This window comes from Novosphingobium soli, assembly GCF_042432915.1.
In the GTDB taxonomy this organism is placed as follows: Bacteria; Pseudomonadota; Alphaproteobacteria; order Sphingomonadales; family Sphingomonadaceae; genus Novosphingobium; species Novosphingobium soli.
The window spans coordinates 14151-36208 of the sequence record NZ_JBHLWK010000014.1 but is presented as its reverse complement, the minus strand read 5'-3'; the positions used below and the strand labels follow the sequence as shown (position 1 = coordinate 36208).

Sequence of the window (22058 nt, the reverse complement as noted above, 5' to 3'; positions counted from 1 at the left end):
CTAGGCATCGCTGATTGCAGCGCCGTATAAATAGGCGACGCTTTCCTCGAGGTCAGAGGCGTACATATCGATGCAGCGCAGGTAGATTGCCGTGCTCTGGATCGAGCGGTGCCCGAGCAGCATCTGGACGATCTTGAGCGGGTTGATGTGCGGGGTATCCTGCGCCTGCTGCTGCAACCTCGCCAGCATGGTCATGGCGAAGGTGTGGCGCAGCCAATGGCAGGTGCCTTGCACGCCGGACGCCGTAAACGCGTCGGCCATAGCTGCCGTTAGGCGTGCTTTGGTCACAGCCCGGCCCTCGCGATTGAGGAACAGCGAGGCCGGCGCGCGATACGCGCTATTCCGAGCGCGGAGCCGCCGGATCAATGGGGTACGCACCTCGTCGATATAGCGGTGGGTCCGGTCTACGAGTCCGATCGGCGCGTAAACGGTACGCGGCTGATCGCCTTTTGTGATCGAGAGGCCAATGCCCATGAGCGGATGCTCGTCGGCTTCGAGATGCGCGGTTTCCGGGATCTGATTTGCCTCGAGGCCACACAGTTCCTTGCGCCGCATGCCAGTAGCCAATGCCCATTCGCCCATCAGTCGGTAGGGCGCACCGAGATGCGCGAAGAGCTGGCGCAGCTGATCTAGACGCAGCGCACGGGGAAGCCGCTCGTACTGCGCGACTGTAAGCACATTGGCAGCGATGATTCCCGGCCGCGGATTGAAATGCCCGAGGAAGGATTGTCGCCCCAGACCGATCCGGACGTCGGTGAAGTGGAACGGGAGTGTATCGATCCAGCCAGTGCGATGGGCCCAGCTGTAAAAGCGGCAAACGGTTCGTACGCGATCGTTGATGGTCGAGCGCGCGTATGGCCGCCGCGTGTGCGGGCTCGGTCCCCCCAACATCCGATTACGCCAAGATGCGATCTCGCTTTCGGTCACCGCCTGCCATTCGAGGCTCGACTGTTCCAGCGTGTCAAACCAGTCATGGAGATGCTCCCCATAGGTTCGCACTGTCTCGGGCGAGTGTGACCGGCCAGGGACCGTCGCCAGCATGAGCAACCAGGTGAAGGCCGGTTCAATGATTGCCATGTCGTCATTGACGATGATCGGGAAGTTCGCGGGAATCACCGCATACCCATCCACCGCTTTCACGATCCGCGCCATGTGTCCTCCATGGCGCGCCAGAACGCGTCAGCCGCAGGACATCCTGTCCACCATGAAACGCGCAAATCCGCCAAACAGGACGAGGTGTGTCGTGCGGCTTTCGGTGACCAAAAGCTCGCCCGCTCCCTTTTACCCCAAGTGAGCGAGTCGCCCCGCCAGGCAAATCGACAGAATGAAATCTGCGCCGGACAAACACAGGAATGGCGCGCGGTGATCGGCTCAGGCCGACCACCGCCAGCTTTATGGGATAGCGCGGCGGTCGGCCTGAACCAATCACATCCGGCCGTTTCCCCAATAACAAACAGGACAGGCATGGCACCTAACCTAACAGTGGAAGACGCGCGTCTTCGTACCGCCGGCCAAGGCCGAGACGATCCTCGCGTGGATCCTGAAGGCGAGCTGAGGACGCAGGAGAGGAGGGGGAGGGGAGGGGTGTCCCGGCAGAAGAACGGGGCATCAGAAGGAGAATACCGATGCAAGAGCTCATCCCCCTCAACAAGCTGCAACTCTCCGCGAGCAATGTGCGCAAGTCGATCAACCAGGACGCCGACGAGCAGTTGTCCCACGACATCGAGGCGCGCGGCCTGCTGCAGAACCTGATCGTCACCAAGGCGAAGAAGCGCGGTCACTACGATGTCGTCGCCGGAGGGCGGCGCCTGCGCGCCATGGCGCGGATCGTCGAACGCGGCGCCTGGCAAGCCGATCATACCGTCCCGTGCATGCTGCTGGCCGCCTCCGAAACCGAGATCGCCGAGACCTCGCTGGCCGAGAACTTCCAGCGCCTTGCCATGACGCCGGCCGAGGAGTGCCGGGCGTTCCAGCACTTCATCTCGCAGGAGGAGGATACCACCGCGGTCGCCAAGCGGTTCGGCGTCACCCGCCGCTTCGTCGAGGGCCGCCTGCGCCTCGCCGCGCTGGCCGAACCGATCTTCGAAGCCCTCGCCTCGGGCGATCTCAGTCTCGAGATGGCCAAGGCCTATGCCTCGACCGACCAGCATGCGGTGCAGCTGCGCGTGTTCGAGCAGGCGCGCTACCATGGCGAAAACCCCGACTACATCCGCCGCCTGATCGCCAACGGCGCGACGCGCGGCACCGACCCGATCGCTCTGCTGGTCGGCGAAGAGGCCTACACCGCCGCGGGCGGACGCATCGAGCGCGACCTGTTCAGCGAAGCCGCCGACGATCGCTGGATCGATCTGGAAATCCTGCAGGGCCTCGCGGCCGCCAAGCTTGAAGCCGAAGCGGCCCGCCTTTCGGAAGAGACCGGTCTCGGCACGATCTGGCCGGTTGCGGGCACGACGTGCTGGAACGCCTCGCGTGAGCTCGGGCTCACCCGCGTAATCCTACCGCCAGCGCCGATCAGCAACGAGGCCCAAGCCCGCATCGATGCGATCGAAGCGCGGGTCGAGGAGATCTGCAGCGAGATGGAAGATTGCGACGAGGAATCGGAGGAACTCGCCAAGCTGCAGGACGAGTACGAGACGCTCGAACGCGAGCTCGATGACCTGTCCAACCCGCAATCGGAGCTGCCCGACGCGTGGAAGGCCGAAGTCGGTCGCTTCCTGCTCATCACCACCAAGGGCGAGATGGTACTCGACAGCGACTACTTCAGCGAGAAGGAGCTGCGCATGGTGCGCGACGAGGAAGGCGCTATCACCGGCGGCAGCTTCGTCGACACGAGCCGTCCGGTCGCGGCCCCAGCCAAGCCGTCGGCGCCCGAGGCCACGGCCCCCGGCGGCAAAGCCTATAGCGCCCGCCTGTTCGACGAACTCGCCGTTCAGCGCCGCAACGTCCTTGCCGCCTCTCTGCTGAGCGATCCGGGTCTTGCCCTCGACTATGCGATCTTCGCGCTCGCAGACGCGACCACGCACAGCCTGGGCAATCGCGGCACCACGATCCGGGCGGGCCGCCCGCAGGATCCGGTGCTGGACTCGACCGTGCCCAAATCGACGGCCGACGACATAGTGGCCGACGCCTTTGAGGGCCTCGACAAGGGTTGGAGCGAGCACGAGAGCGTGGTGGACCGGTTCATGGCCTTCCGCGACCTTGGCGATGAGGCCAAGATGGCCTGGGTCGCCTATACGGTTGCGACCTCGCTCGAGGCCAAGCTCGGCTATGCGTCGGGCTACAACCCGATCCACGCCCAGCTCGGCATGCTGCTCGACATCGACACCGCGACGCTGTGGCGGCCGACGGGGCGCAACTACTTCGACCGGATCAGCAAGGGCAGCCTGCTCGATCTGCTCAAGGAAGTAGGCGGCAGCGACTTCTCGGCACGCTATGCCGGCTCCAAGAAGGCCGACATCTCGGAAAGCTGCGAGAAGCTGTTCGCCGGCGAAGCGATCGTCGAGGAGGCGGTCAAGCAGCGCGCACTGTCCTGGGTGCCGGCGGCCATGCGCTTCGATCTCGCTATCGCGGCATCCGAGGACACGCTGGACGAGGACGACGGCGACGGTCCCGACGACATCGAGACCGATGATCTCGGGTCCGACGACACCGATCCGGCCGAGGCCGATGACATCGACCACGACGACGTCGAGCCCGATCCGTCGGTCAACGACGAACTCGAAGATGCACTGAGCGAGCTGGAAGCGGACGAGGCCACGCTCGCCGCCTGACAGGCGATCCTGCCTCCTCCTGATGACCTGGGCCCGGGCACGCACGCTGCCCGGGCCTTTTTTCCAGCCTCGAAGGAGACCGGCCATGCGCCGCAGCGCCAGGCGCGACATCGCGCAGGACATCACCGACATGATCGTCGCCCGCATCGAACAGGGCGTCCTGCCCTGGCGCCGTCCCTGGCGCATGTTCGGAGCATCGGACCGGCCCCTGCGTGCCAAGGGCGAGGCCTACACCGGCGTCAACAGCATCCTTCTGTGGGCGATCGGGGACGCCAATGGCTATCGCTCGCGCTTCTGGATGACCGCCCGCCAGGCCAACGAGCTCGGCGGCAACGTGCGACGCGGCGCCAGGTCCGCGCCGAGCGTATACTTCAACACCGTCGCCAGGCCTGCCGGGCCGACCCTGACGGGTGAGGACACCACGCGCCTCATCCGCTTCATGCGCGCGTACCAGGTCTACAACTGCGACGAGATCGAGGGCCTGCCGGCGCACTACTATCCCGACCCGCTGGCAATCGCCGAACCGGACCCTTCGCGGCACCAGGCCGCCATCGATGCCTTCTTCGATCCAATACCGATCGAGGTGCGGCAGGGTGGCAACCGGGCCTACTATTCGCCGGGCGGCGACTACGTGCAGATGCCGCTCAAGGCGACCTTCACCAGCAGCGACCATCACGCCGCCACACTCGCGCACGAGATGGCCCATGCATCAGGCGCGTCGCACCGCCTTGCGCGCGAGTTCGGAAAGAGGTTCGGCGACAAGGCCTACGCATTCGAGGAGATTGTGGCCGACCTGACATCAGGAATCGTCTGCTCCGAACTCGGCCTGCCGTGCGAGCTTCACGACAGCCACGCCAGCTATATCGCCGGGTGGCTGGCCATCATGAAGTCCGACAAAAGCGCCATCATCACCGCCGCAGCGAAGGCCGAGCAGGCATACAGGTGGCTCGCCACCTGGTCGCAGGAGAAACTCTCACGTCGACAGGAGGCCGGCCATGACGCAGCACTTCACGCTGACGCTTGAGCTCTCGGCCGAGGATCTTCTGGTCCTCACCGCCTTCCTCGAGCACGCCCAAGATCGCGCCACCGGCATACCCGCCAGGATGCCGCGGCCACTGCGCGACCGGCTGCACGCGTTGGCAGCGGCATACCCGGCCGATCCCCAACTCGAATATCTCGCGCTCGCCGCCGCGCCGTCCGTCACGATCGCCGATGTGGGCGAGGCCGACGTCACCCTCGCCACCGGGCCAACCGGTGCATCCCTGCCCAGGATCATCGGCCTGCTGATCCAGCTCGTGCCAAGCTGCCTTGCCGCAACCATGTTGTACAAACCCGCGGCGGCGCCCGCCGTCAACTAGGCCAGGGCAAGCGAAAGAAGAGGGGGAGGGAGGCGGCGTCGCTCATGACGCTGGAGCTTGCCTGTGATGTCCTACGATCTCGACTTCCGCTTTCGCCGCGCTCTCAACCCCGAAGGGCTCATCACCTTCGCGACGTGCATCGCGGCCCTCAACGACGCCGCCGGCGACGCCCGGCGCGCGGGCCACGATCCCTCGCACGATCCCGCCGTGCGCATCTTCTCGCGTCGGCTCTCCCGCCTCACTGACGGCACGCTGACGGAAAAACCATCCCGAGGATCAACCGCTCCGCAACGCGTGCATGGAACGCGTCGCGGAATTGCGCCACAAGCCGGCGATCGTCGCGCTGCTGACGAAAGACATCGATTTCCTGCCCGAGGACCTGCGCGCGTTCCGTACCGAAGGTCAGCGCACCATGCGCCATCTTGCCTCCGAGCTTGGTCTCACGCGGAGTGACTACCGCCTCGACTATGTGACGCCGCGCGAAACCATCGTCGGCGATCACGTCCTGGAGGCCGACAGAGTCTACATGCGGCTTTCGGTCGAGCGCTTCGGCTCGGCCGCGCTCTCCTTCCGCCCGGCGCGCGCGCAGCGGACCGGCGGTCGTCCACGGCACGCAAGCGCACAGGCGCTGTCCGACATTCCGGCGCTGGCGCGTCAGATCGCGGCGCACCTGCAGCTCGCGCCCGTCACCCCGCAATCCAGGCTCATCTAGGAGTTCATCATGGGATGGTTATCGATGCCGCTCGCCAGCATGGGCGGGCACACGACGCCCAAGCAATACCTCGACGCGCAATTCAACTACGAACGCACCGCCTGCGACGAGCATCCCGCCTACGGCTACCGCGTGCTCGATAGCGCCTGCCCTGGCAACAGAGTCTACTACGCCGCCGTGCAGCGCAGCGAAGCCGGCATCGTTGGCGATGTCCATGCCGTCATCTGCCTGGTGCGCTGGAACCCGCGAGCTGCGGACGACGCGTTCGCGTACAAGGACATGGACGAGACCATGGGGCCGGTCGAAGCCGAGTGTCCGCTGCGAATCCTCGAGCTGCTGAGCTCCACCCGGAATCCGCATGCGCTCGACTGGCGCCGCCGTTGCCATAAGGCGCTCCAGCGCCGCAAACGCGTCCTGCCCGACGGCGCGCTGATCCGCTTCCCGTCGCCGCTCGCCTTCAGCGATAACACCCGGCACGAGCTGATGCGCGTCTCGCGCCAGGGGAGGCGCATCGTCCTCACCCGCGCCGACGGTGGCGGGCGCTACCACGTCCGCAATCTGCTCGATCACCCGTTCGAGATCGTGCGCGAGCGCAAGATCGCGCCCACCCGCTTCACCTAACGAAAGCGAAAGCTATGAAAAACGATCCTCTCGATCCCCGCCGCCGGCAGCTGTGCAGCCGCAGCCATGCCGACCGCCTCGCGCAGCAGATGTGCGAGGACACCACGATGCCGTTCGCGGTGATCCGGACTCATTGCCCGATGCAGCCCTACCGTGTCGTCCGGGCGGCCGAGACCGCGCCGGACGACGCCGTGGAACTGGAAGTCGTCGCGCTGTAACTCACGCGCTATAGCTCAGGGCGACCCGCCTCATTCCTCGATCACCCCGCTAAGGTCCGGATCGAGATACCACGAGGGACCTTCCTCGAAGTTGGGATCGGCGCTCACGAGCGGACCATCGGGCTGCGCCGCGACATACGGATTGACCATGATCGCCGGCCAGGTGCCCTCCCGGAACAGGTCATGCGACACCACGCTGCGCCTGGCGAGCAGCTCCTCGAGCCATTCCAGGACATCGAGCATCTGCACCACGCCGCGGCCCGCCAGCTGGTAGTAGATGCAGCGCTGGAAGTCGTCGCACTCGGTGCTCAGCACCCTGGTAAGCTTGCGCTTGGCGCCGATCTCGCCTTCGTGCACCGCCTGGACGGCTCCACGCAGCTCGCGAACCGAGTAGTAGGCGTCGAACGGCTCGACGCTGATCGCGGCGTTCGCCACCATGCGCCGCGCCGGCGAGTTCAGCGGGTCCAGCGCCTCGTCCCTCAGCGTGATGTCGAGGTCCAGCGCGCCAATCTCGAACTTCTTGTGCATAATGGTCTCCACTCCTGCTGGAGAACGTACCAAGAACAAGTACCTCGCTGCAAGAGGTTGTTGGAAAGTATGTGGCTAGTACCGCGTGACACGAACGGGCTTCAGGCACGCAACGCGATACCCGTTGCCGTGCAGGATGCTCTCGTGCGCTGGTACACCGGACAAGGCAGCGATGCCGATCACCGTGCGTCGGTGACGCTGGTGACAATCGCGCGCGAGAACGACCAGTGGATCGCCTGCAATTGCCTGGGCGACACCAGGCCGCCGCCGCTCACCAGCCCCGCTTACCTGTCCGAAGCGGAGACCTACTACCTGCGCCGGCTGACGAGCCGACCGCTGCATCAGCGGCGCTGCCCCTTCTACCTGCCGCCGGCGCCCGATCGCATTCGCGAACGCCCCGGCGACAGCCTGTTCGAGATCGAGTTCCCCAAGGGCCTGTTCAACGCCCACAAGAAGGCACCTGAGAAGCTCGCCCAGCAGCCCGACGACGACGAGCCCGACGATCGCAGCCGCGGCGTGTCGCTGCCCCGGCTCGGCCGTCTGCTGTGGATGCTGCTCGAGGCGGCGCACACCAACGTGCTGCCCACCCTCCCGCCGCAAGGCCGTCCCGAGCACAGGCTGCGAGACGAGTTCGCGCGCATCCGCCAGGCCGCCAATCGCTTCCTGATCGCCCCGCGCGTGAAGCTGCAGGAGCACCTGTACTTCAACGTGAAGGACTATGACGCCCGGCGCGTCCACGCCCGCCTGCGCAAGGCCGAGCAGGCCTGGCCCGGCGACTTCGCGCTGCAGGCCTTCCTGCTCATCGAGGCGCACGAGATCACCGGCACGACCGTCCATACCGGCCTCGGCGACCTGGAGATCCGCAACCGCATCCAGCACACCGGCATCATCCGCGCCAAGGTCGAGCCGCCGTTCATCGTGCTGGCCGTCGTCGGCGAGCACAGTCCGCGCGAGGGTTACCTGCCGCTGCGCGCCTATGCGCAGCCCGTGTTCAAGGGCAATCGCTTCATCCCGGTCGACCGCCAGGAGGACCGCGCTCTGCTGGAGCAGCTGGTCAGCTTCCAGTACCATATGCGCCGCAAGCGCGTGCAGGTCGCGATCAAGCGCCCGCTGTTCGACATCCGCACCCAGGCCGGCATGGTCCGCCCCGATGCGATCGTCGCGTTCCTCGACTGGCGCACCGGCCTTGAGGCCGATTTCGCCGTCCAGCTCCTGCGCGAGCGAACCCCTCAGTACCTCGAGATGAAAGCCGAGGAACGCCGCCGCTTCGAGGAATACCACCGCACCATCAGCATTCCCGCCCACCAGCTCGGCGATACCGACTTGCTGGAACGGCTCGAAGCGATGATCAACGACGCCTAGGTTGACAGCCGGGCGCAAGACACAGGAGCACGATCATCATGACCACCACGGTATTCGCTGATCCGCAAGTCGAAACCGCCCTGTATCGGCTCATCGAGATCGCGCAGTCGGACACCGGCCAAAGCGCACGCGTCGCCAATTTCCTCCTGGCCTGGTGGAACAGCGACGATTGGGGGCATTTCCCGATCGCCGACCTGTTCGGCGTCGACCGCGTAATCGCAGCCGACATGGCGACGATCTTCGCATTCCTCGGGCAGTATCCCGGCGCCACCTATCCCGACGCCTTCGGCTATCGCGAGACGATGGCCGATCTCGTCGAAAAAAGGATATCCTATAAATATCCAATTCTGCTCGTTCAGGGGCTCTTCACGGCTGCGTCGATCATGCCAGACCGTTTCTGCCTGGCGCGTTGCGCGATCTCAGATCATCACCCGCTCGACTTCGTCCAGGGTAATGTCGTCGCCGCGCCGGTCGTAGAGCTGGGTCGTGCGGGTCGAACTGTGGTTGGCCATCGCCGCCGCCCTTTCCAGGGTGCCGCCGTTCTTGAGGTACGCGGTGATGCCCGTCGCGCGGAACGTGTGATTGCCGATCTGCGTCAGGATACCGGCCTTGTGCGCCCGGCGGCGGACCATCGCCCAGGCCGTGGCCTGGTCCATGGCCTCGCCGCTCAGTCGCCCGGTGCCGCGGCGGATGGTCTGGAACAGCGGCGCCTTGCGCGTCGCTTCAAGGCCGCAGGACTCCATGTAGTGGTACAGGTACTCCTCCAGGTTGTGGTGGCAGGGCATCTCGTGCCGCTTGCCGCCTTTTTCGTGCAGTCGCACCACAGGCGCCGGTCCTGGATGAAGGCGTCCTCCACCTTCATCGTCAGCGCCGCGCCGACCCGGGCGAAGCTGTAGACCATGAGGCCGATCAGCGCCCGGTCGCGCAGGCCCGAGGGGCCCGACACGTCGATGGCGTCGATCAGCGCGCGCGCCTCTGCCGGCGAGAGCACCGGCGTCTTGCCGCGCCGGACGCTGTGCGCCGGACCCCGGACCGAGGCGGCGGGATTGGTCGCGATCACCTGCCCGGTGACCAGCCAGTCGAACAGGTGGCGGATGGCCGCGAGCTGCTGCTTGACGCTGGGCGCCGAGAGTGTGGCGCCCAGCTGCTCGATCCAGGCCGCGACATGCAGCGGCTGTATGCTGGTCAGCGAGGCCACGCTCCGGTCGTTGCACCACCCCAGAAAGTTGCCCGTTGCCCGCGCATAGGCCCGGCGCGTGTGCGGGTTGCGGATCGTCACCGCGAAGAACTCGACGAACCGCATCCGTGCGCGATCGTCCCCGGCGGCGACCAGCGCGGGCAGCAGCGGGCTGGTTAGGGGGAGGGGGGTGAGTTCGGGCATGGCACGATCATAACCCCGGCACCTGCCTGGGTGAATCCACAATCGATCCTGTCATTGCGGGCGGGTCCCGCGTTCGGCAGTTCAGATTCATCGATCGGCTTGCAGGTCTATCGCAACATCGAACAGGTCGGCCAACGTGCGGCGCAGGGTCTACCGCTGGTCAGGCTCCACAGAAATCTTGGGGTCGGCAAGCCGGAGACAGGTGCCTGCCGGTGCCCGTCCCGCCAATTGGTCCTCGCATACGACCAGCCAATTCGCTGATGCGGCCTCACGCCGGCGATAGATTTCATCCGCCTTTCCGCACAATGCCGGCATCTCGTCCGTGCAGCCCATCGCATATCTGTTCACGTCGGGAGACTGGTGCGAACCGGATGCGCTGCAGCGCGGTAGGCTAGTCGATTTCGTCGTCGAGAACAGGGCGGCGCGCCAGATCTATCTCGCTCTCGGCGTGCGCGCGCCTTCGTCTGCCACGCTAAAGCCGCCGCCGGCGCTGAACGATGCGGCGGCGCTTGGCGGGGAACTTGCCGGCAAGCTGACCGGGTAATCGCCAAGGCAACTGACGCGCAGGCGAACAGTGACCGCGTAGATGCTGGGCGCAATCTCAAGCTTGATCATCACGGACTCACACTGCGGAGCCTGACCCCGGCCAGCGTCACAGTGCAGCGCGCTGCAACAGCGGCTGCCACCAGTCCTCGCGAGCCAGGAACCAGGCCAGCGTCTCGGCGAAGCCCTGTGGAAAGTCCCTGGCAGGCGCATAGCCCAGTTCCTCGCGCGCCTTGGTCTCGTCGATGGCGTAGCGGCGGTCGTGGCCCTTGCGATCGGTCACGTAGGTCTTGAGCTCCGCGCTGGGGCGTCCCTGTGCGGCCGGTGCATTAGGAAAGCGCGCGGCGAGTGTCGGATCGGCGGCGAACGCTTCGTCCACCGAGCGGCAGATCTCCTCGATCACGGTGAGGTTCGGAAGCTCCTGGCCGCCGCCGATGTTGTAAACCTCCCCCGGCCGGCCCTTGCGCAGGCATGCCTCGATGCCGCGGCAATGGTCCTCCACATGCAGCCAGTCGCGCACGTTCATGCCGTCACCGTAGATCGGCAGCGACTTGCCGCTCAGGGCATTGAGGGTGAACAGTGGGATCAGCTTTTCGGGAAACTGGAACGGCCCGTAGTTGTTCGAGCAATTGCTCGTGGTCGTCTCCAGCCCATAGGTGTGGTGATAGGCCCGCACTAGGTGGTCGCTCCCGGCCTTGGACGCCGAGTAGGGCGAATTGGGAGCGTAAGGCGTGGTCTCGCTGAAGGCAGGGTCGTTAGGACCGAGCGAGCCATAGACCTCGTCGGTGGAAACGTGGTGAAACCGGTGAGGCTTGCCGCTGCCTTCATCGAGCCAAGCCTTCTTGGCCGCCTTCAGAAGGCTATGGGTGCCGATCACGTTCGTGGTGACGAAGGCATCGGGGCCGGTGATCGAACGGTCGACATGGCTTTCGGCCGCGAAGTGGACGATCGTGTCGATCTGATGGTCGGCGATCAGCGATGAGACCAGCTCGGTATCGCAGATGTCGCCTTCGACGAGCAGCACGTCGTCCAGCCCGTCCAGGTTGTGGCGGTTGCCGGCGTAAGTGAGCAGATCGAGAACAACGATCCGGTCGCTAGGCGCGACCTTGTGGCGGTAATGGACGAAGTTCGCGCCGATGAAGCCGGCACCGCCAGTGACAATCAGGTTAGCCATGAGTCTTGATTTCAATCATCATCTTGCGCAGGTTTTCGCGCCAGTGCGGAGTGGGTCCGCCCAGGACGGCGAAGGTCGAAGTTTTGTCCAGCACCGAATAGTGCGGTCGCTGTGCCGGCGTGGGGTAATCCGAGGCGTTGATCGGGATCACCGGGACCGCCTTGTTCAGCAGGCCGGCGACCAGTGCCTCTTCCTGGATTGCGACGGCGAAGTCGTACCAGCTGCAGGCACCGGCGTCGGTGTAGTGGTGGATACCCGTGGTGCCCTTGGCTGCCATCGTCCACAGCGCGGCCGCAAGACCGGGCGCATAGGTCGGGCTACCGATCTGATCGGATACGACGCGGACCTCATCGCGTTCGGCCATGAGGCGCAGCATGGTGCGCACGAAGTTGCCGCCGTTGGGGGCATAGACCCAGGCCGTGCGCACAATAAGGGCGTCGCCGCCGGCTGCCTTTTCGCCCGCCAGCTTGGTGCGTCCATAGGCGCCGAGCGGGGCCGTGGGCGCATCGGGCGCATAGGGTACGCCCGAGCGGCCGTCGAAGACGAAATCGGTCGAGATATGGACGAACCGGGCGCCCGCCTCGCGCGAAGCATCAGCCAGGTAGCCCACTGCCGTGGCATTCACCGCGCGCGCGGCGTCTTCCTCGTTCTCGGCCTTGTCCACCGCGGTATAGGCGGCCGCGTTGAAGACGATCTCGGGCCGTTCCGCGTCCACGACCGCCTTGATCGCGGCCGCATCGGTGATGTCGAGCGTATCGCTGCCATGGCTGACGACGCTCGCGCCGGCCGGCGCGGTACGTGAAAGGCCCTGGCCCAGCTGACCCTTGCCGCCGACAATCAAGACCTTCATGCGAAAGCCTCAACCTTGTGCAGCGGCTTGCCGACCTTGTCCTTGGCGGAAAGCTGCGGCTCAATCCCCTCGAGCGGCCACTCGATGCCGACCTCCGGATCGTTCCACATCAGCGAATGCTCGTTGGCCGGATCGTAGAAGGCGGTGCACTTGTAGAGGAAGTCGGTTCCATCCTCCAAGCTGACGAAGCCATGCGCGAAGCCGGGGGGCACCCAGAACATCCGCTTGTTCTCGGCCGACAGCTCCACTCCGGCCCAGCGGCCGTAGGTGGGTGAGCCGGCGCGAAGATCCACCGCCACGTCCCAGGCGCGCCCGGTGACCACGCGGACCAGCTTACCTTGCGGATTGGGCTGCTGGTAATGCAGGCCTCGCAGCACGCCGCGCGCGGACCGGCTGTGGTTATCCTGCACGAAATCCAGGTCGAGGCCGAGCTGCGCAAAAGTTTGGCGATTCCAGCTTTCCAGGAAAAAGCCGCGCTCGTCGCCGAACACCCGCGGCTCGACGATCAGCAGGCCTTCGATCTCGGTGGGGATCAGTTCCATGCAGAGGTCCCCGTCTCGAGCACGGCGTCCCGGTTCTTGAGCAGGTTGAGCAGGTAGGCGCCGTAGCCACTCTTCACCAGCGGCGCGGCGATGGCTTCAAGCCGCGCATCGTCGATGAAGCCGTTGCGCCAGGCGATCTCCTCCGGGCAGGCGATCCTCAGGCCCTGCCGTTCCTCGATAATCCGCACGTAGTTGCCCGCGTCCAGCAGCGAGCCATGCGTGCCAGTGTCCAGCCACGCGTAGCCGCGCCCCATGATCTCCACTGAAAGCTGTCCGCGTTCAAGGTAGAGCCGATTGAGGTCGGTGATCTCCAGCTCGCCGCGCTCGCTGGGCTGGAGGTCGGCGGCAAGATCGACGGCTTGCCCGTCGTAGAAGTACAGGCCCGTCACGGCATAATTCGACTTGGGATGGGCCGGCTTTTCCTCAATGGTTTCCACGCGGCCCTGCGCGTCGAACGAGACCACGCCATAGGCCTTGGGATCGTTGACGTAGTAGCCGAACACGGTGGCGCCGGTTTCCCTGGCATCGGCACTGCCGAGGAGGCCGGGAAGGCCGTGGCCGTAAAAGATGTTGTCGCCGAGGATCAGCGCAGAGGGATTGTTGCCGACGAAATCGGCCCCGATGTGAAAGGCTTGCGCGAGACCTGCCGGCTCTGGCTGCACGGCGTACTGCAACTCGATGCCGAAGTTGCTCCCATCACCCAGCACGGCCAGGAAAGCCTCTTGATCGTGGGGAGTAGTGATGATTAGAATCTCTTTAATTCCGCAAAGCATAAGCACTGACAGCGGATAATAAATCATGGGCTTGTCGTAGACAGGCATAAGCTGCTTCGAAACACCACGGGTTAGCGGATACAGGCGGGTTCCGGATCCACCAGCCAGAATTATTCCCTTTCGCACTTCATCCCCTAAATCAAATTACACTGACGAGGCCAGCGAGCCTTTCACCGCGAAGCCAATCCATGAGCAGCGAACTTCCTCTGACACCACCCAGATTTGCTCACTAAGCCGTGAACCCATAAACAGCTAGCGGTCGTTGACCTCAGCAGTCATTTTCCTGCTGCTGACCTGCGCTGGGTCCCTCGATCTAATGTAGAGTCTGCCCCAACTTGCTCTGCTACCCATGCACTGCTTCCCAACGTTGGACCGCTCGGGATTGGAAGAACTTCGGGTGCCCGAAATGGTGCATTGCCATATAGACTAAGCATGGCGGCGATCGCTCACCGAGGGAGACCCCTTGGTCGATGCCACGCCGCAGAGGGGTAATGGAATGAAGATCGCGGTTTTCGGTTTGGGCTATGTTGGCCTTTCCAACGCCGTCCTCCTGGCCCGGCATAATGAAGTGGCCGCCGCGGACCAGATCATCGCCACACGACCCCGCAAGGTCGGCGTGTTCCGCCTGGTGATGAAGGCGGGGCCGGACAATTTCCGCCAGTCCTCGATCCAGGGCATCATGAAGCGGATCAAAGCCAAGGGCGTCGAGGTGGTGATCTACGAGCCGGCCATGGGCGAGGAGCAGTTCTTCGGTTCTCGGGTTTTACGCGATCTCGGCACGTTCAAGCAGGAGTCCGACGTCATCATCGCCAATCGCATGACCGCAGAGATCGCGGACGTGCAAGACAAGGTCTTCACCCGCGACCTGTTCGGGTCGGACTAAGGCCTATGTCGAAAATGCGGACCGCGCTCGTCACCGGCTCGGCTGGCTTCATCGGATCTTTCGTCTGCGAGCGGCTGCTGCGCGACGGCTTCCGGGTCATCGGCCTAGATGCCATGACCGACTACTACGAGGTCTCGCTCAAGCAGCGGCGCCAGGGGCGGCTGCTGCAATTCGAGCAGTTCCGCGCGATCGAAGACTATGTCGAGACGCCGGGCCTCTTGATGGACCTGTTCGCCTCCGAGAAGCCCGACGTGGTCGTCCACCTCGCCGCGCAGGCGGGTGTGCGCTATTCGATCGAGAACCCCAGATTGTATCTGGAAAGCAACATCGTCGGCACTTTCGAGCTCCTTGAGGCGGCCCGGGCCCATCCGCCCGAGCACATGCTGCTCGCCTCGACCTCCTCGGCCTTCGGCGCGAACACCGAGATGCCCTACCGGGAGACCGACAAGGCCGACCACCAGATGTCGTTCTACGCCGCGACCAAGAAGGCGACCGAGAACATGGCGCACAGCTACGCGCACCTGTTCGATCTGCCGGTGACGATGTTTCGCTTCTTCACGGTCTACGGGCCCTGGGGCCGACCGGACATGGCGCTGTTCAAGTTCACCAAGGCGATCCTCGAAGGCCGCCCGATCGATGTCTACAACTACGGCGACACGAAGCGCGACTTCACATACGTCGAGGATCTGGTCGAAGCGATCCGCCTGTTGATCGACGTACCGCCGGTCCACCCGGCGGAGGGTGAGCCGGTGCTCGAAGGCGATAGCCTCTCGCCCGTGGCCCCTTGGCGGGTGGTGAACATCGGAAACTCGAACGCGGTGCAACTCACCGATTTCATCGAGGCGATCGAAAAGGCAACGGGCCACAAGGCGACGCGCAACCTCATGCCAATGCAGGCCGGCGACGTCCCGGCCACCTGGGCGGATGCGGAGCTGCTGAAAACGCTGACCGGTTATGCGCCGAAAACCGGTGTGCGGGAAGGGGTAGCGCGGTTCGTGGAATGGTATCGCGGGTATTATCGAATCTAGGGCAAGATCTTTAATTGCAAAGCTAGGCGGTGCGATCCCTTGAGGGCTTCATGGACCTGTCCGCACTGGCCGAGCCGGAGCCTGGTCGTGCTGTATCAGGTCTCACAGAGGCGTCTGCGCCGTCTGGTCAACGGCGTTCGCCGGGCTGGTGGGCTTCTGGGGCGTGCGCGGCATCAGGCAGGGTCCCAGGGGTTGAGCAGCACTACTCCCGTAGCCTGGAAGTCGGCGATATTGCGGGTCACGACGGTGAGCCCGTGCACGAGGGCGGTAGCGGCAATCATCGCATCGCGCTCGGGCTGGCGGTCGGGAACATGGAGCGGCGCACACCGGCGAGCGACGGCGACATCGACAGGAAAAATGCGACCGGCAAAATCGGGCAAGACACGCTCTTCGAGCCAGGTGCGCAGGATCGTGGCTTGGGAAGAATCGCGGCGCTCGATCAGCAATATGCCGCGTTCGATCTCCAGGACGGTGATGGTGGACAGGAAGAGCTCGGCCATTTGGACGTTGGCCGCCCAGGTCCGCACATGCGCATCGGCGTTGTTCGCGCGACGCAGCTCAGAGACGACATTGGTGTCGAGCAGGTACATCAATCGAGGTCGGCCGGCCGTGAGATGTCACCCAGCTTCGCTGGCTCGAACTCAAAATCGCCACCATCCCAGCCCGAGATGGCATCGAGCAAGGTCCGCCCTTTGCCCGTCAGCCGTTGATACTCCTCGATCGACAGCAGCACGTGCGCCGGGCGGCCCCGATCGGTGATGAACACCGGGCCTTGGAGCGCAGCTTTTTTGGCCCGCGCCGCGTCCTGGTTGAACTCCCGGCTGGTGAGACTGATGATGCCCATGATCCAAGCCCTTTAGTGAAGGTACGTTGCTACATTTGGGCGCTTGCTGTCGTAGAGTCAAGAGAGGCCGTTCCGCCGGCCACAGCGCACGCGGGATTCATCCACCCTTATATCTATGATAATGTCCTTTATCAGCAGTTAAGGTTCGTGTTGATCCGCTTGATCATGTCCCGGCAGAAGTCGGTATCTTGTCCCTGTTCCGATAGGGGAAGCACCTATACGTGGCGATGTGCAGATGCAGCATAAACCCGTTGACGCAATCCGCCGCTATGCGGATGGATGGGACTATTACAGGATCGGGAGCACATCATGAGCGCATACGGAAGTGACCAGGGGCCGCGTTGTGCTCCGGCGCCACACTATCAGGATCAGCAACAGGTGATGTCGGCATGAAAATTGCGGTTTTCGGTTTGGGCTACGTCGGTCTTTCCAACGCTGTATTGCTAGCGCAGCACAACGAGGTCGTCGCCGTCGACATCACGGCGGAGCGTGTTGAGATGCTCAATGCGCGCAAGTCGCCGATTGTCGACACGGAACTGGAGGAGTTCCTGGCAACATGGCCGCTCAATCTCAGGGCCACGCTCGATGCCCGGGAAGCACTCGCGGGTGCCGACTACGTGATCGTCGCCACGCCGACCAACTATGACGTCGATACCAACAAGTTCGACACGTCCTCGGTCGAGGCCGTCATCCAGACCGCGATCGACGCCGACTCTAGCGCCACGATCGTAATCAAGTCGACGATCCCGGTCGGCTTCGTCGAGGACGTGCGGCAACGCCTGGTCACCGATCAGGTGATCTTCAGCCCCGAATTCCTGCGCGAAGGTCGGGCGCTCTACGACAACCTGCATCCCTCGCGCATCATCGTCGGTGAGCGCTCGGAACGGGCGCGGATTTTTGCGGACCTGCTGCTTCACGGCGCCGAGAAGAAGGACGTCGAGATCCTCTTCACCGACCCGAACGAGGCCGAGGCGATCAAGCTTTTCGCCAATACCTACCTCGCCATGCGTGTGGCCTTCTTCAACGAGCTCGACAGCTACGCGATCGCCCATGGCATGGACTCGCGCCAGATCATCGTCGGCGTTGGCCTCGATCCGCGGATCGGCCCGCATTACAACAACCCCAGCTTTGGCTACGGCGGCTATTGCCTGCCCAAGGACACCAAGCAGCTGCTGGCCAACTATTCCGAGGTGCCGCAGAACCTGATCCGCGCGATCGTCGATGCCAACCGGACCCGGAAGGATTTTCTGGCCGACCAGATCATCGCGAGGAAGCCCGCCAAGGTCGGTGTCTTCCGCCTGGTCATGAAGGCGGGCTCAGACAACTTCCGCCAGTCCTCCATCCAGGGGATCATGAAGCGGGTGAAGGCCAAGGGCATCGAAGTGGTGATCTACGAGCCGGCAATGCACGAGGAAGAGTTCTTCGGCTCCAAGGTCGTGCGGGATCTTAGGGACTTTAAGCAGGACTGCGATATCATCATCGCCAACCGCATGACCTCAGAGATCGAGGACGTGCGGGAAAAGATCTTCACCCGCGACCTCTTTGGATCGGACTGAGATTGCCGGTACGCATTGCAGCATGCTGCGTCGCAACGTACGGCTGCTCGAGATTTGATTTCTCATGCAATTTCTAATCGATTGATCGCAGTGCCGCTGTGCTATCCGCTGGGTGAACTGAGCGGGGCGTGTTTGGGATTATGGGTTGGACAGTGGAGGCAAACCGCCGCTAGAGCCCCGAGCTGAAAGTTTGAATCACTGAGGGATTCCCATGAGCTCTGAGATGTGATTCACCGTTATCGGAGGTGGATCATGGGCAGAGCGTATTCGAGTGACCTGCGCGAGCGGGTTCATGATGAGATTGTCGAGGGGAGTTCCCGGCGTGCTGCGGCGTGTCGCTTTGGCGTGAGCGCGAGTACGGGGGGCGCCTGGCGCAGCGAATGCTGCAGACCGGCTCGCTGGCTCCTGTGCGGCAAGGGCGACCTGCGGGTGGTGGAAAACTGGTACCTTATCGAGATCTGTTGATCGGATGGGTCGAGCAGGAGAAGGACATCACCATGCCCGAGCTCGCGGCACGTCTTGTAGAAAAGACCCAGGTCGTCGCTTATCCCGCGTCGCTGTCGCGCTTCCTCAAGGCGTGCGGCTTCACGTTCAAAAAAAACCACTGCTGGCGACCGAGGCTGCACGCGCTGACGTTGCCGAGGCGCGCCGTGTCTGGCGAGGCAGGCCGCCTGCCTCGGATGCGACCGGAGCCGTACCGCCTGGTGTTCGTCGACGAGACGGGCACGACCACCAAGATGACGCGGCTGCGCGGGCGGGCACGGCGCGGCGAGCGGCTCAGGGCGAGCGCACCGTTTGGTCACTGGGCCACGCAGACCTTCATCGCAGGGCTGCGCTGCGATGGTCTCACCGCGCCGTGGATCGTCGACAAGCCCATGAACCGGCAGCTGTTCGAGACATGGATCGAAACCCAGCTCGCGCCAACGCTGCACCCCGGTGACGTCGTGATCCTGGATAATCTCTCCAGTCACAAAAGCCCCCAGGGCCGCCGCCATCCTCAAAGAGCGCGGCGCATGGTTCCTCTTCCTCCCGCCCTATTTGCCCGCAACCCAATCGAGATGGCGTTCGCCAAGCTCAAGGCGCACTTGCGGCGGATCGGCGCGAGGACCATCGAAAAATTCTGGCAGGCTGTCGGCCACATCTGCGACCACTACTCGCCCGATGAATGCTGGAACTACCTCGCCGCAGCTGGATATGCGCCAGATTAAAGGCTTAGTGTTCTAACTGCAAGCGCGCGGACGCTACGTTGACTTACATACCAGCAACCGGGCATTCAGCTGGATATGCGCCAGATTAAAGGCTTAGTGTTCTAACTGCAAGCGCGCGGACGCTACGTTGACTTACATACCAGCAACCGGGCATTCAGCTGGATATGCGCCAGATTAAAGGCTTAGTGTTCTAACTGCAAGCGCGCGGACGCTACGTTGACTTACATACCAGCAACCGGGCATTCAGCTGGATATGCGCCAGATTAAAGGCTTAGTGTTCTAACTGCAAGCGCGCGGACGCTACGTTGACTTACATACCAGCAACCGGGCATTTGGTGCGGTGCAATATCATAGGGGGCGTAAGTGGCTGTGAATGTCGCGGTGATCGGGCTGGGCAAGATGGGCACCTCGCATCTGGCTATCGCCAATGCCCTGTCTCAACTCAACGTAACAGCGATCTGCGGTGCCTTCGGAGATCTCGTCCGGTTCTGCGGGAGTTTCGTTCCGGGAACATTTGCGATTTATGGGTTGGACAGCAGAGGCAAACCGCCGCTAACTGCGGGTGCGCGGACGCTATGTTGACTTACCTACCGGCAACCGGGCATTTTGGTGCAGTGCAATATCATAGGGGACCGTAAGTGGCTGTGAATGTCGCGGTGATCGGGCTGGGCAAGATGGGCATCTCGCATCTTGCCATCGCTAATGCCCTGTCTCAACTCAACGTAACAGCGATCTGCGATACCTCGGAGATTGTTGGGAACGTGCTGCAGAAGTATACGAAGCTTCCCTTTATCTCCGACTTCGACAAACTGCTGGACCAGCCCGGCCTAGAGGCGGTGATCGTAGCGACGCCGACCACCACACACGACTGGATGGCTCGTAAGGCGATCGACAAGGGGCTGCATGTCTTCTGCGAAAAGCCGCTGACACTATCCTCGGCCGTTTCCCGTGAGCTCGCCGCTTCGGCGGAAGCCAAGGGCCTGGTCACCCAGGTTGGCTATCATAACCGCTTCATCGGTACGTTCCGGGAAGTAAAGAAGCTTCTGGACGCCGGGGCGATCGGCAAAGTCAGTCATGTTCAAGGCGAGGCCTATGGTCCCGTCGTGCTAAAGCCGGCCAAACCGACCTGGCGCGGGAAGGCAGGAGCTGGCGGTGGCTGCCTCTACGACTACGCCGCTCACCCGTTGAACCTGCTCAATTGGTACTTCGGCGAGCCTGAGGCGTGCAGCGGGGCCATGCTGAAGAGCGGTTTCTCCACGGAAGTGGATGATGAGGTCTACGCGGCCCTTGGCTTCGCCAACGGAGTGACGGGCCAGATTTCCGTCAACTGGTCGGACCCGTCAGTTCGCAAGATGACCACGCGGATCACGATCTGGGGAACGGCGGGACGGATCTATGCCGATCGCCAAGAAATTCAGGTGTTCCTAACCGGGAACGCGCCGATCCCCGAGGGCTACAAGGAGGGGTGGACGGTGAATTACATCACCGACCTCACCCCGCCGGTAAGCTTCTATCTTCGCGGAGAAGAGTACAGCGCACAGCTGGAGGCCTTCGGCGACGCTATCGCCGAAGGGAAGGGCTCGCGTGAGAACTCCTTCTTCAGCTCCGCGGAAACGGATGCGACAATCGAAATGATCCGTGCCTCCGCGGCGGGCAGCGGAAGCGTTGGCAGCTTCGGGGCGACGGAGCTTGTTCCTCGCAAGGCGGGCTTGGTTGGCCGTATTCTGGGGCGCTAGATGGCAAACCGCACGCCCCGACTTCTCGCAGTGGCCTCCGGCGGAGGCCACTGGGTCCAACTCCTACGCCTGCGAGACGCATTTGAGGGCTTTGAGACCGTATACGTCTCGATGTTCGAGAATTATGCCGAGGCGGTCCCAGGAGCCCGGCTCTACACCATCCCCGACGCTTCGCGCTTCGACAAGCTGTCCTTTCTGAAAGTCTGGATGAAGGCGCTCCGGATCATGGCGAAGGAACGTCCGAAGGCAGTCGTCACTACGGGATCCGCACCCATGCTCAGCTTCATCCTCTTAGGCAGGGCCATGGGTGCCCGGACGCTTTGGGTCGACAGCATCGCGAATGCCGAACGCATGTCTTCTTCTGGACGCCTCGCGCGCAAGCTTGCCCATCGGACTGTGTCACAGTGGCCCGAGGTTGCCGAGAAGGAAGGCGTCCAGTGTTGGGGCAGCATTCTATGATTTTTGCCTCCATTGGCTCCATGCTGCCCTTCGACCGTTTCGTGCGAGCCGTAGATGAGTGGGCACGAGACAATCCCCATGAGGATATCTTCATTCAGATCGGAGCGGGCGAGTATGAACCGGTTCATGCGCCTTTTGCGCGCATGGTGCCGATGTCCGAATATCGCCAGAGATTGAAGGATTGCGACCTGTTCGTCGCCCACGTCGGCATGGGTTCGATCCTGCAAGCGCTCGAGGCGCAAAAACAGATGCTCTTGATCCCGCGGGATATCGCCTTGGGCGAGCATACAACGGACCATCAGGTTCACACCGCCAAGCGCTTCCAAGGGCGCCAAGGCATGAAGATTGTGGAGACTACCGCAGCCCTCAAGACCGAAATGACAAGGCTGCTGCGCGAGCCGATGAAGGCTGAAGGCAGCGACTTCTCCACCAAAGCCAGCCCACAGCTCCTGAAAGCCGTGGCCACCTTTCTCAAGGGCGGCACGCCCACTCCAATCACCCAAGCGGGATAA

General features: G+C 63.4%; 23 protein-coding genes and 3 pseudogenes. 17 read left to right on the top strand and 9 right to left on the bottom strand.

Features of this window, described 5'->3' with window-relative positions:
* A complete protein-coding gene (locus ACFFJC_RS12245; protein WP_120252447.1) occupies positions 1-1152 on the bottom strand; it encodes a tyrosine-type recombinase/integrase in 1152 nt (383 codons plus the stop codon).
* 473 nt (positions 1153-1625) lie between these two features.
* On the opposite strand from ACFFJC_RS12245, the gene ACFFJC_RS12240 reads away from it, so the two are divergent.
* The 6 genes from ACFFJC_RS12240 to ACFFJC_RS12215 all read left to right on the top strand — a co-directional run bounded on the left by ACFFJC_RS12240 (position 1626) and on the right by ACFFJC_RS12215 (position 6679).
* A complete protein-coding gene (locus ACFFJC_RS12240) occupies positions 1626-3770 on the top strand; it encodes a ParB/RepB/Spo0J family partition protein (RefSeq protein ID WP_379487791.1) in 2145 nt (714 codons plus the stop codon).
* An 85-nt stretch (positions 3771-3855) separates the two neighbouring features.
* Entirely contained in the window at positions 3856-4794 is a 939-nt protein-coding gene (locus ACFFJC_RS12235; protein WP_379487790.1) for an ArdC family protein, read from the top strand.
* A complete protein-coding gene (locus tag ACFFJC_RS12230; protein WP_379487789.1) occupies positions 4766-5128 on the top strand; it encodes a hypothetical protein in 363 nt (120 codons plus the stop codon). The genes ACFFJC_RS12235 and ACFFJC_RS12230 overlap by 29 nt, the downstream gene beginning before the upstream one ends.
* Before the next feature lie 298 nt (positions 5129-5426).
* Positions 5427-5840 carry a hypothetical protein gene (locus ACFFJC_RS12225; protein ID WP_379487788.1) on the top strand — a complete coding sequence of 138 codons (414 nt, stop codon included), beginning with the start codon at positions 5427-5429 and terminating at the stop codon, positions 5838-5840.
* A gap of 24 nt (positions 5841-5864) precedes the next feature.
* Entirely contained in the window at positions 5865-6461 is a 597-nt protein-coding gene (locus ACFFJC_RS12220) for a DUF6927 domain-containing protein (protein WP_379487787.1), read from the top strand.
* Between the two features lie 14 nt (positions 6462-6475).
* The gene (locus tag ACFFJC_RS12215; RefSeq protein ID WP_379487786.1) at positions 6476-6679 is read left to right on the top strand and encodes a hypothetical protein; all 204 of its coding nucleotides are present in this window, start codon (positions 6476-6478) and stop codon (positions 6677-6679) included.
* Between the two features lie 30 nt (positions 6680-6709).
* On the opposite strand, the gene ACFFJC_RS12210 is transcribed toward ACFFJC_RS12215, so the two are convergent.
* Positions 6710-7207 carry a hypothetical protein gene (locus tag ACFFJC_RS12210; RefSeq protein ID WP_379487785.1) on the bottom strand — a complete coding sequence of 166 codons (498 nt, stop codon included), beginning with the start codon at positions 7205-7207 and terminating at the stop codon, positions 6710-6712.
* Positions 7208-7276: 69 nt separating this feature from the next.
* Between ACFFJC_RS12210 and ACFFJC_RS12205 the strand changes: the two genes are divergently transcribed.
* Entirely contained in the window at positions 7277-8569 is a 1293-nt protein-coding gene (locus ACFFJC_RS12205; RefSeq protein WP_512700639.1) for a DUF8535 domain-containing protein, read from the top strand.
* A gap of 38 nt (positions 8570-8607) precedes the next feature.
* A pseudogene (locus ACFFJC_RS21305) lies at positions 8608-8880 on the top strand (DUF7673 family protein); the annotation flags it as partial.
* A gap of 108 nt (positions 8881-8988) precedes the next feature.
* Here ACFFJC_RS21305 and ACFFJC_RS12200 read toward each other — a convergent pair.
* Positions 8989-9950, bottom strand: a pseudogene (locus ACFFJC_RS12200) (tyrosine-type recombinase/integrase).
* Between the two features lie 322 nt (positions 9951-10272).
* Between ACFFJC_RS12200 and ACFFJC_RS12195 the strand changes: the two are divergent.
* Positions 10273-10494 (top strand): hypothetical protein, encoded by a 222-nt coding sequence (locus ACFFJC_RS12195; protein WP_379487783.1) that lies wholly within the window; start codon positions 10273-10275, stop codon positions 10492-10494.
* Between the two features lie 108 nt (positions 10495-10602).
* Here the strand turns inward: ACFFJC_RS12195 and rfbB are convergent, their stop codons facing one another.
* Genes rfbB through rfbA form a run of 4 tightly spaced genes read right to left on the bottom strand, consistent with a single transcriptional unit; the run spans position 10603 to position 13958 of the window.
* Positions 10603-11667 carry a dTDP-glucose 4,6-dehydratase gene (gene rfbB / locus ACFFJC_RS12190; RefSeq protein WP_379487782.1) on the bottom strand — a complete coding sequence of 355 codons (1065 nt, stop codon included), beginning with the start codon at positions 11665-11667 and terminating at the stop codon, positions 10603-10605.
* Entirely contained in the window at positions 11660-12517 is an 858-nt protein-coding gene (gene rfbD / locus ACFFJC_RS12185) for a dTDP-4-dehydrorhamnose reductase (RefSeq protein ID WP_379487781.1), read from the bottom strand. The genes rfbB and rfbD overlap by 8 nt, the downstream gene beginning before the upstream one ends.
* Positions 12514-13059, bottom strand: a complete 546-nt coding sequence (gene rfbC / locus ACFFJC_RS12180) for a dTDP-4-dehydrorhamnose 3,5-epimerase (protein WP_379487780.1) — start codon at positions 13057-13059, stop codon at positions 12514-12516. The genes rfbD and rfbC overlap by 4 nt, the downstream gene beginning before the upstream one ends.
* The gene (gene rfbA, locus ACFFJC_RS12175) at positions 13050-13958 is read right to left on the bottom strand and encodes a glucose-1-phosphate thymidylyltransferase RfbA (protein WP_379487779.1); all 909 of its coding nucleotides are present in this window, start codon (positions 13956-13958) and stop codon (positions 13050-13052) included. The genes rfbC and rfbA overlap by 10 nt, the downstream gene beginning before the upstream one ends.
* Positions 13959-14409: 451 nt before the next feature.
* Here rfbA and ACFFJC_RS12170 point away from each other — a divergent pair.
* A pseudogene (locus ACFFJC_RS12170) lies at positions 14410-14715 on the top strand (UDP binding domain-containing protein); the annotation flags it as partial.
* 14 nt (positions 14716-14729) lie between these two features.
* A complete protein-coding gene (locus ACFFJC_RS12165) occupies positions 14730-15743 on the top strand; it encodes an NAD-dependent epimerase/dehydratase family protein (protein WP_379487795.1) in 1014 nt (337 codons plus the stop codon).
* A 173-nt stretch (positions 15744-15916) separates the two neighbouring features.
* On the opposite strand, the gene ACFFJC_RS12160 is transcribed toward ACFFJC_RS12165, so the two are convergent.
* Positions 15917-16333, bottom strand: a complete 417-nt coding sequence (locus ACFFJC_RS12160) for a type II toxin-antitoxin system VapC family toxin (RefSeq protein ID WP_379487778.1) — start codon at positions 16331-16333, stop codon at positions 15917-15919.
* Complete coding sequence (locus ACFFJC_RS12155) at positions 16333-16587, bottom strand: type II toxin-antitoxin system Phd/YefM family antitoxin (protein WP_379487777.1); 255 nt, start codon at positions 16585-16587, stop codon at positions 16333-16335. The genes ACFFJC_RS12160 and ACFFJC_RS12155 overlap by 1 nt, the downstream gene beginning before the upstream one ends.
* A 389-nt stretch (positions 16588-16976) precedes the next feature.
* On the opposite strand from ACFFJC_RS12155, the gene ACFFJC_RS12150 reads away from it, so the two are divergent.
* The 6 genes from ACFFJC_RS12150 (at position 16977) to ACFFJC_RS12125 (ending at position 22058) form a co-directional block, all read left to right on the top strand.
* The gene (locus ACFFJC_RS12150) at positions 16977-18143 is read left to right on the top strand and encodes a nucleotide sugar dehydrogenase (RefSeq protein WP_379487794.1); all 1167 of its coding nucleotides are present in this window, start codon (positions 16977-16979) and stop codon (positions 18141-18143) included.
* A 380-nt stretch (positions 18144-18523) separates the two neighbouring features.
* On the top strand, positions 18524-19351 hold the full coding sequence (locus tag ACFFJC_RS12145) for an IS630 family transposase (RefSeq protein WP_379487776.1): 828 nt from the start codon (positions 18524-18526) through the stop codon (positions 19349-19351).
* A 363-nt stretch (positions 19352-19714) separates the two neighbouring features.
* A complete protein-coding gene (locus ACFFJC_RS12140; protein WP_379487775.1) occupies positions 19715-19933 on the top strand; it encodes a hypothetical protein in 219 nt (72 codons plus the stop codon).
* Positions 19934-19989: 56 nt separating this feature from the next.
* The gene (locus tag ACFFJC_RS12135) at positions 19990-21087 is read left to right on the top strand and encodes a Gfo/Idh/MocA family protein (protein WP_379487774.1); all 1098 of its coding nucleotides are present in this window, start codon (positions 19990-19992) and stop codon (positions 21085-21087) included.
* Positions 21088-21198: 111 nt separating this feature from the next.
* Positions 21199-21546 carry a hypothetical protein gene (locus ACFFJC_RS12130; protein WP_379487773.1) on the top strand — a complete coding sequence of 116 codons (348 nt, stop codon included), beginning with the start codon at positions 21199-21201 and terminating at the stop codon, positions 21544-21546.
* Positions 21547-21566: 20 nt separating this feature from the next.
* The gene (locus ACFFJC_RS12125; protein ID WP_379487772.1) at positions 21567-22058 is read left to right on the top strand and encodes a glycosyltransferase; all 492 of its coding nucleotides are present in this window, start codon (positions 21567-21569) and stop codon (positions 22056-22058) included.

Bases quoted from the DNA above. Each gene is read 5' to 3' on its own strand.
- rfbC (WP_379487780.1), bottom strand. From the start codon at position 13,059: ATGGAACTGATCCCCACCGAGATCGAAGGCCTGCTGATCGTCGAGCCG.
- ACFFJC_RS12125 (WP_379487772.1), top strand. From the start codon at position 21,567: ATGCTGCCCTTCGACCGTTTCGTGCGAGCCGTAGATGAGTGGGCACGA.
- ACFFJC_RS12155 (WP_379487777.1), bottom strand. From the start codon at position 16,587: ATGGGCATCATCAGTCTCACCAGCCGGGAGTTCAACCAGGACGCGGCG.
- ACFFJC_RS12240 (WP_379487791.1), top strand. From the start codon at position 1,626: ATGCAAGAGCTCATCCCCCTCAACAAGCTGCAACTCTCCGCGAGCAAT.
- ACFFJC_RS12160 (WP_379487778.1), bottom strand. From the start codon at position 16,333: ATGTACCTGCTCGACACCAATGTCGTCTCTGAGCTGCGTCGCGCGAAC.
- ACFFJC_RS12215 (WP_379487786.1), top strand. From the start codon at position 6,476: ATGAAAAACGATCCTCTCGATCCCCGCCGCCGGCAGCTGTGCAGCCGC.
- rfbD (WP_379487781.1), bottom strand. From the start codon at position 12,517: ATGAAGGTCTTGATTGTCGGCGGCAAGGGTCAGCTGGGCCAGGGCCTT.
- rfbB (WP_379487782.1), bottom strand. From the start codon at position 11,667: ATGGCTAACCTGATTGTCACTGGCGGTGCCGGCTTCATCGGCGCGAAC.
- ACFFJC_RS12245 (WP_120252447.1), bottom strand. From the start codon at position 1,152: ATGGCGCGGATCGTGAAAGCGGTGGATGGGTATGCGGTGATTCCCGCG.
- ACFFJC_RS12210 (WP_379487785.1), bottom strand. From the start codon at position 7,207: ATGCACAAGAAGTTCGAGATTGGCGCGCTGGACCTCGACATCACGCTG.
- ACFFJC_RS12230 (WP_379487789.1), top strand. From the start codon at position 4,766: ATGACGCAGCACTTCACGCTGACGCTTGAGCTCTCGGCCGAGGATCTT.
- ACFFJC_RS12150 (WP_379487794.1), top strand. From the start codon at position 16,977: ATGAAAATTGCGGTTTTCGGTTTGGGCTACGTCGGTCTTTCCAACGCT.
- ACFFJC_RS12235 (WP_379487790.1), top strand. From the start codon at position 3,856: ATGCGCCGCAGCGCCAGGCGCGACATCGCGCAGGACATCACCGACATG.
- ACFFJC_RS12205 (WP_512700639.1), top strand. From the start codon at position 7,277: ATGTGGCTAGTACCGCGTGACACGAACGGGCTTCAGGCACGCAACGCG.
- ACFFJC_RS12130 (WP_379487773.1), top strand. From the start codon at position 21,199: ATGTTCGAGAATTATGCCGAGGCGGTCCCAGGAGCCCGGCTCTACACC.
- ACFFJC_RS12220 (WP_379487787.1), top strand. From the start codon at position 5,865: ATGCCGCTCGCCAGCATGGGCGGGCACACGACGCCCAAGCAATACCTC.
- ACFFJC_RS12225 (WP_379487788.1), top strand. From the start codon at position 5,427: ATGGAACGCGTCGCGGAATTGCGCCACAAGCCGGCGATCGTCGCGCTG.
- ACFFJC_RS12165 (WP_379487795.1), top strand. From the start codon at position 14,730: ATGCGGACCGCGCTCGTCACCGGCTCGGCTGGCTTCATCGGATCTTTC.
- ACFFJC_RS12145 (WP_379487776.1), top strand. From the start codon at position 18,524: ATGCTGCAGACCGGCTCGCTGGCTCCTGTGCGGCAAGGGCGACCTGCG.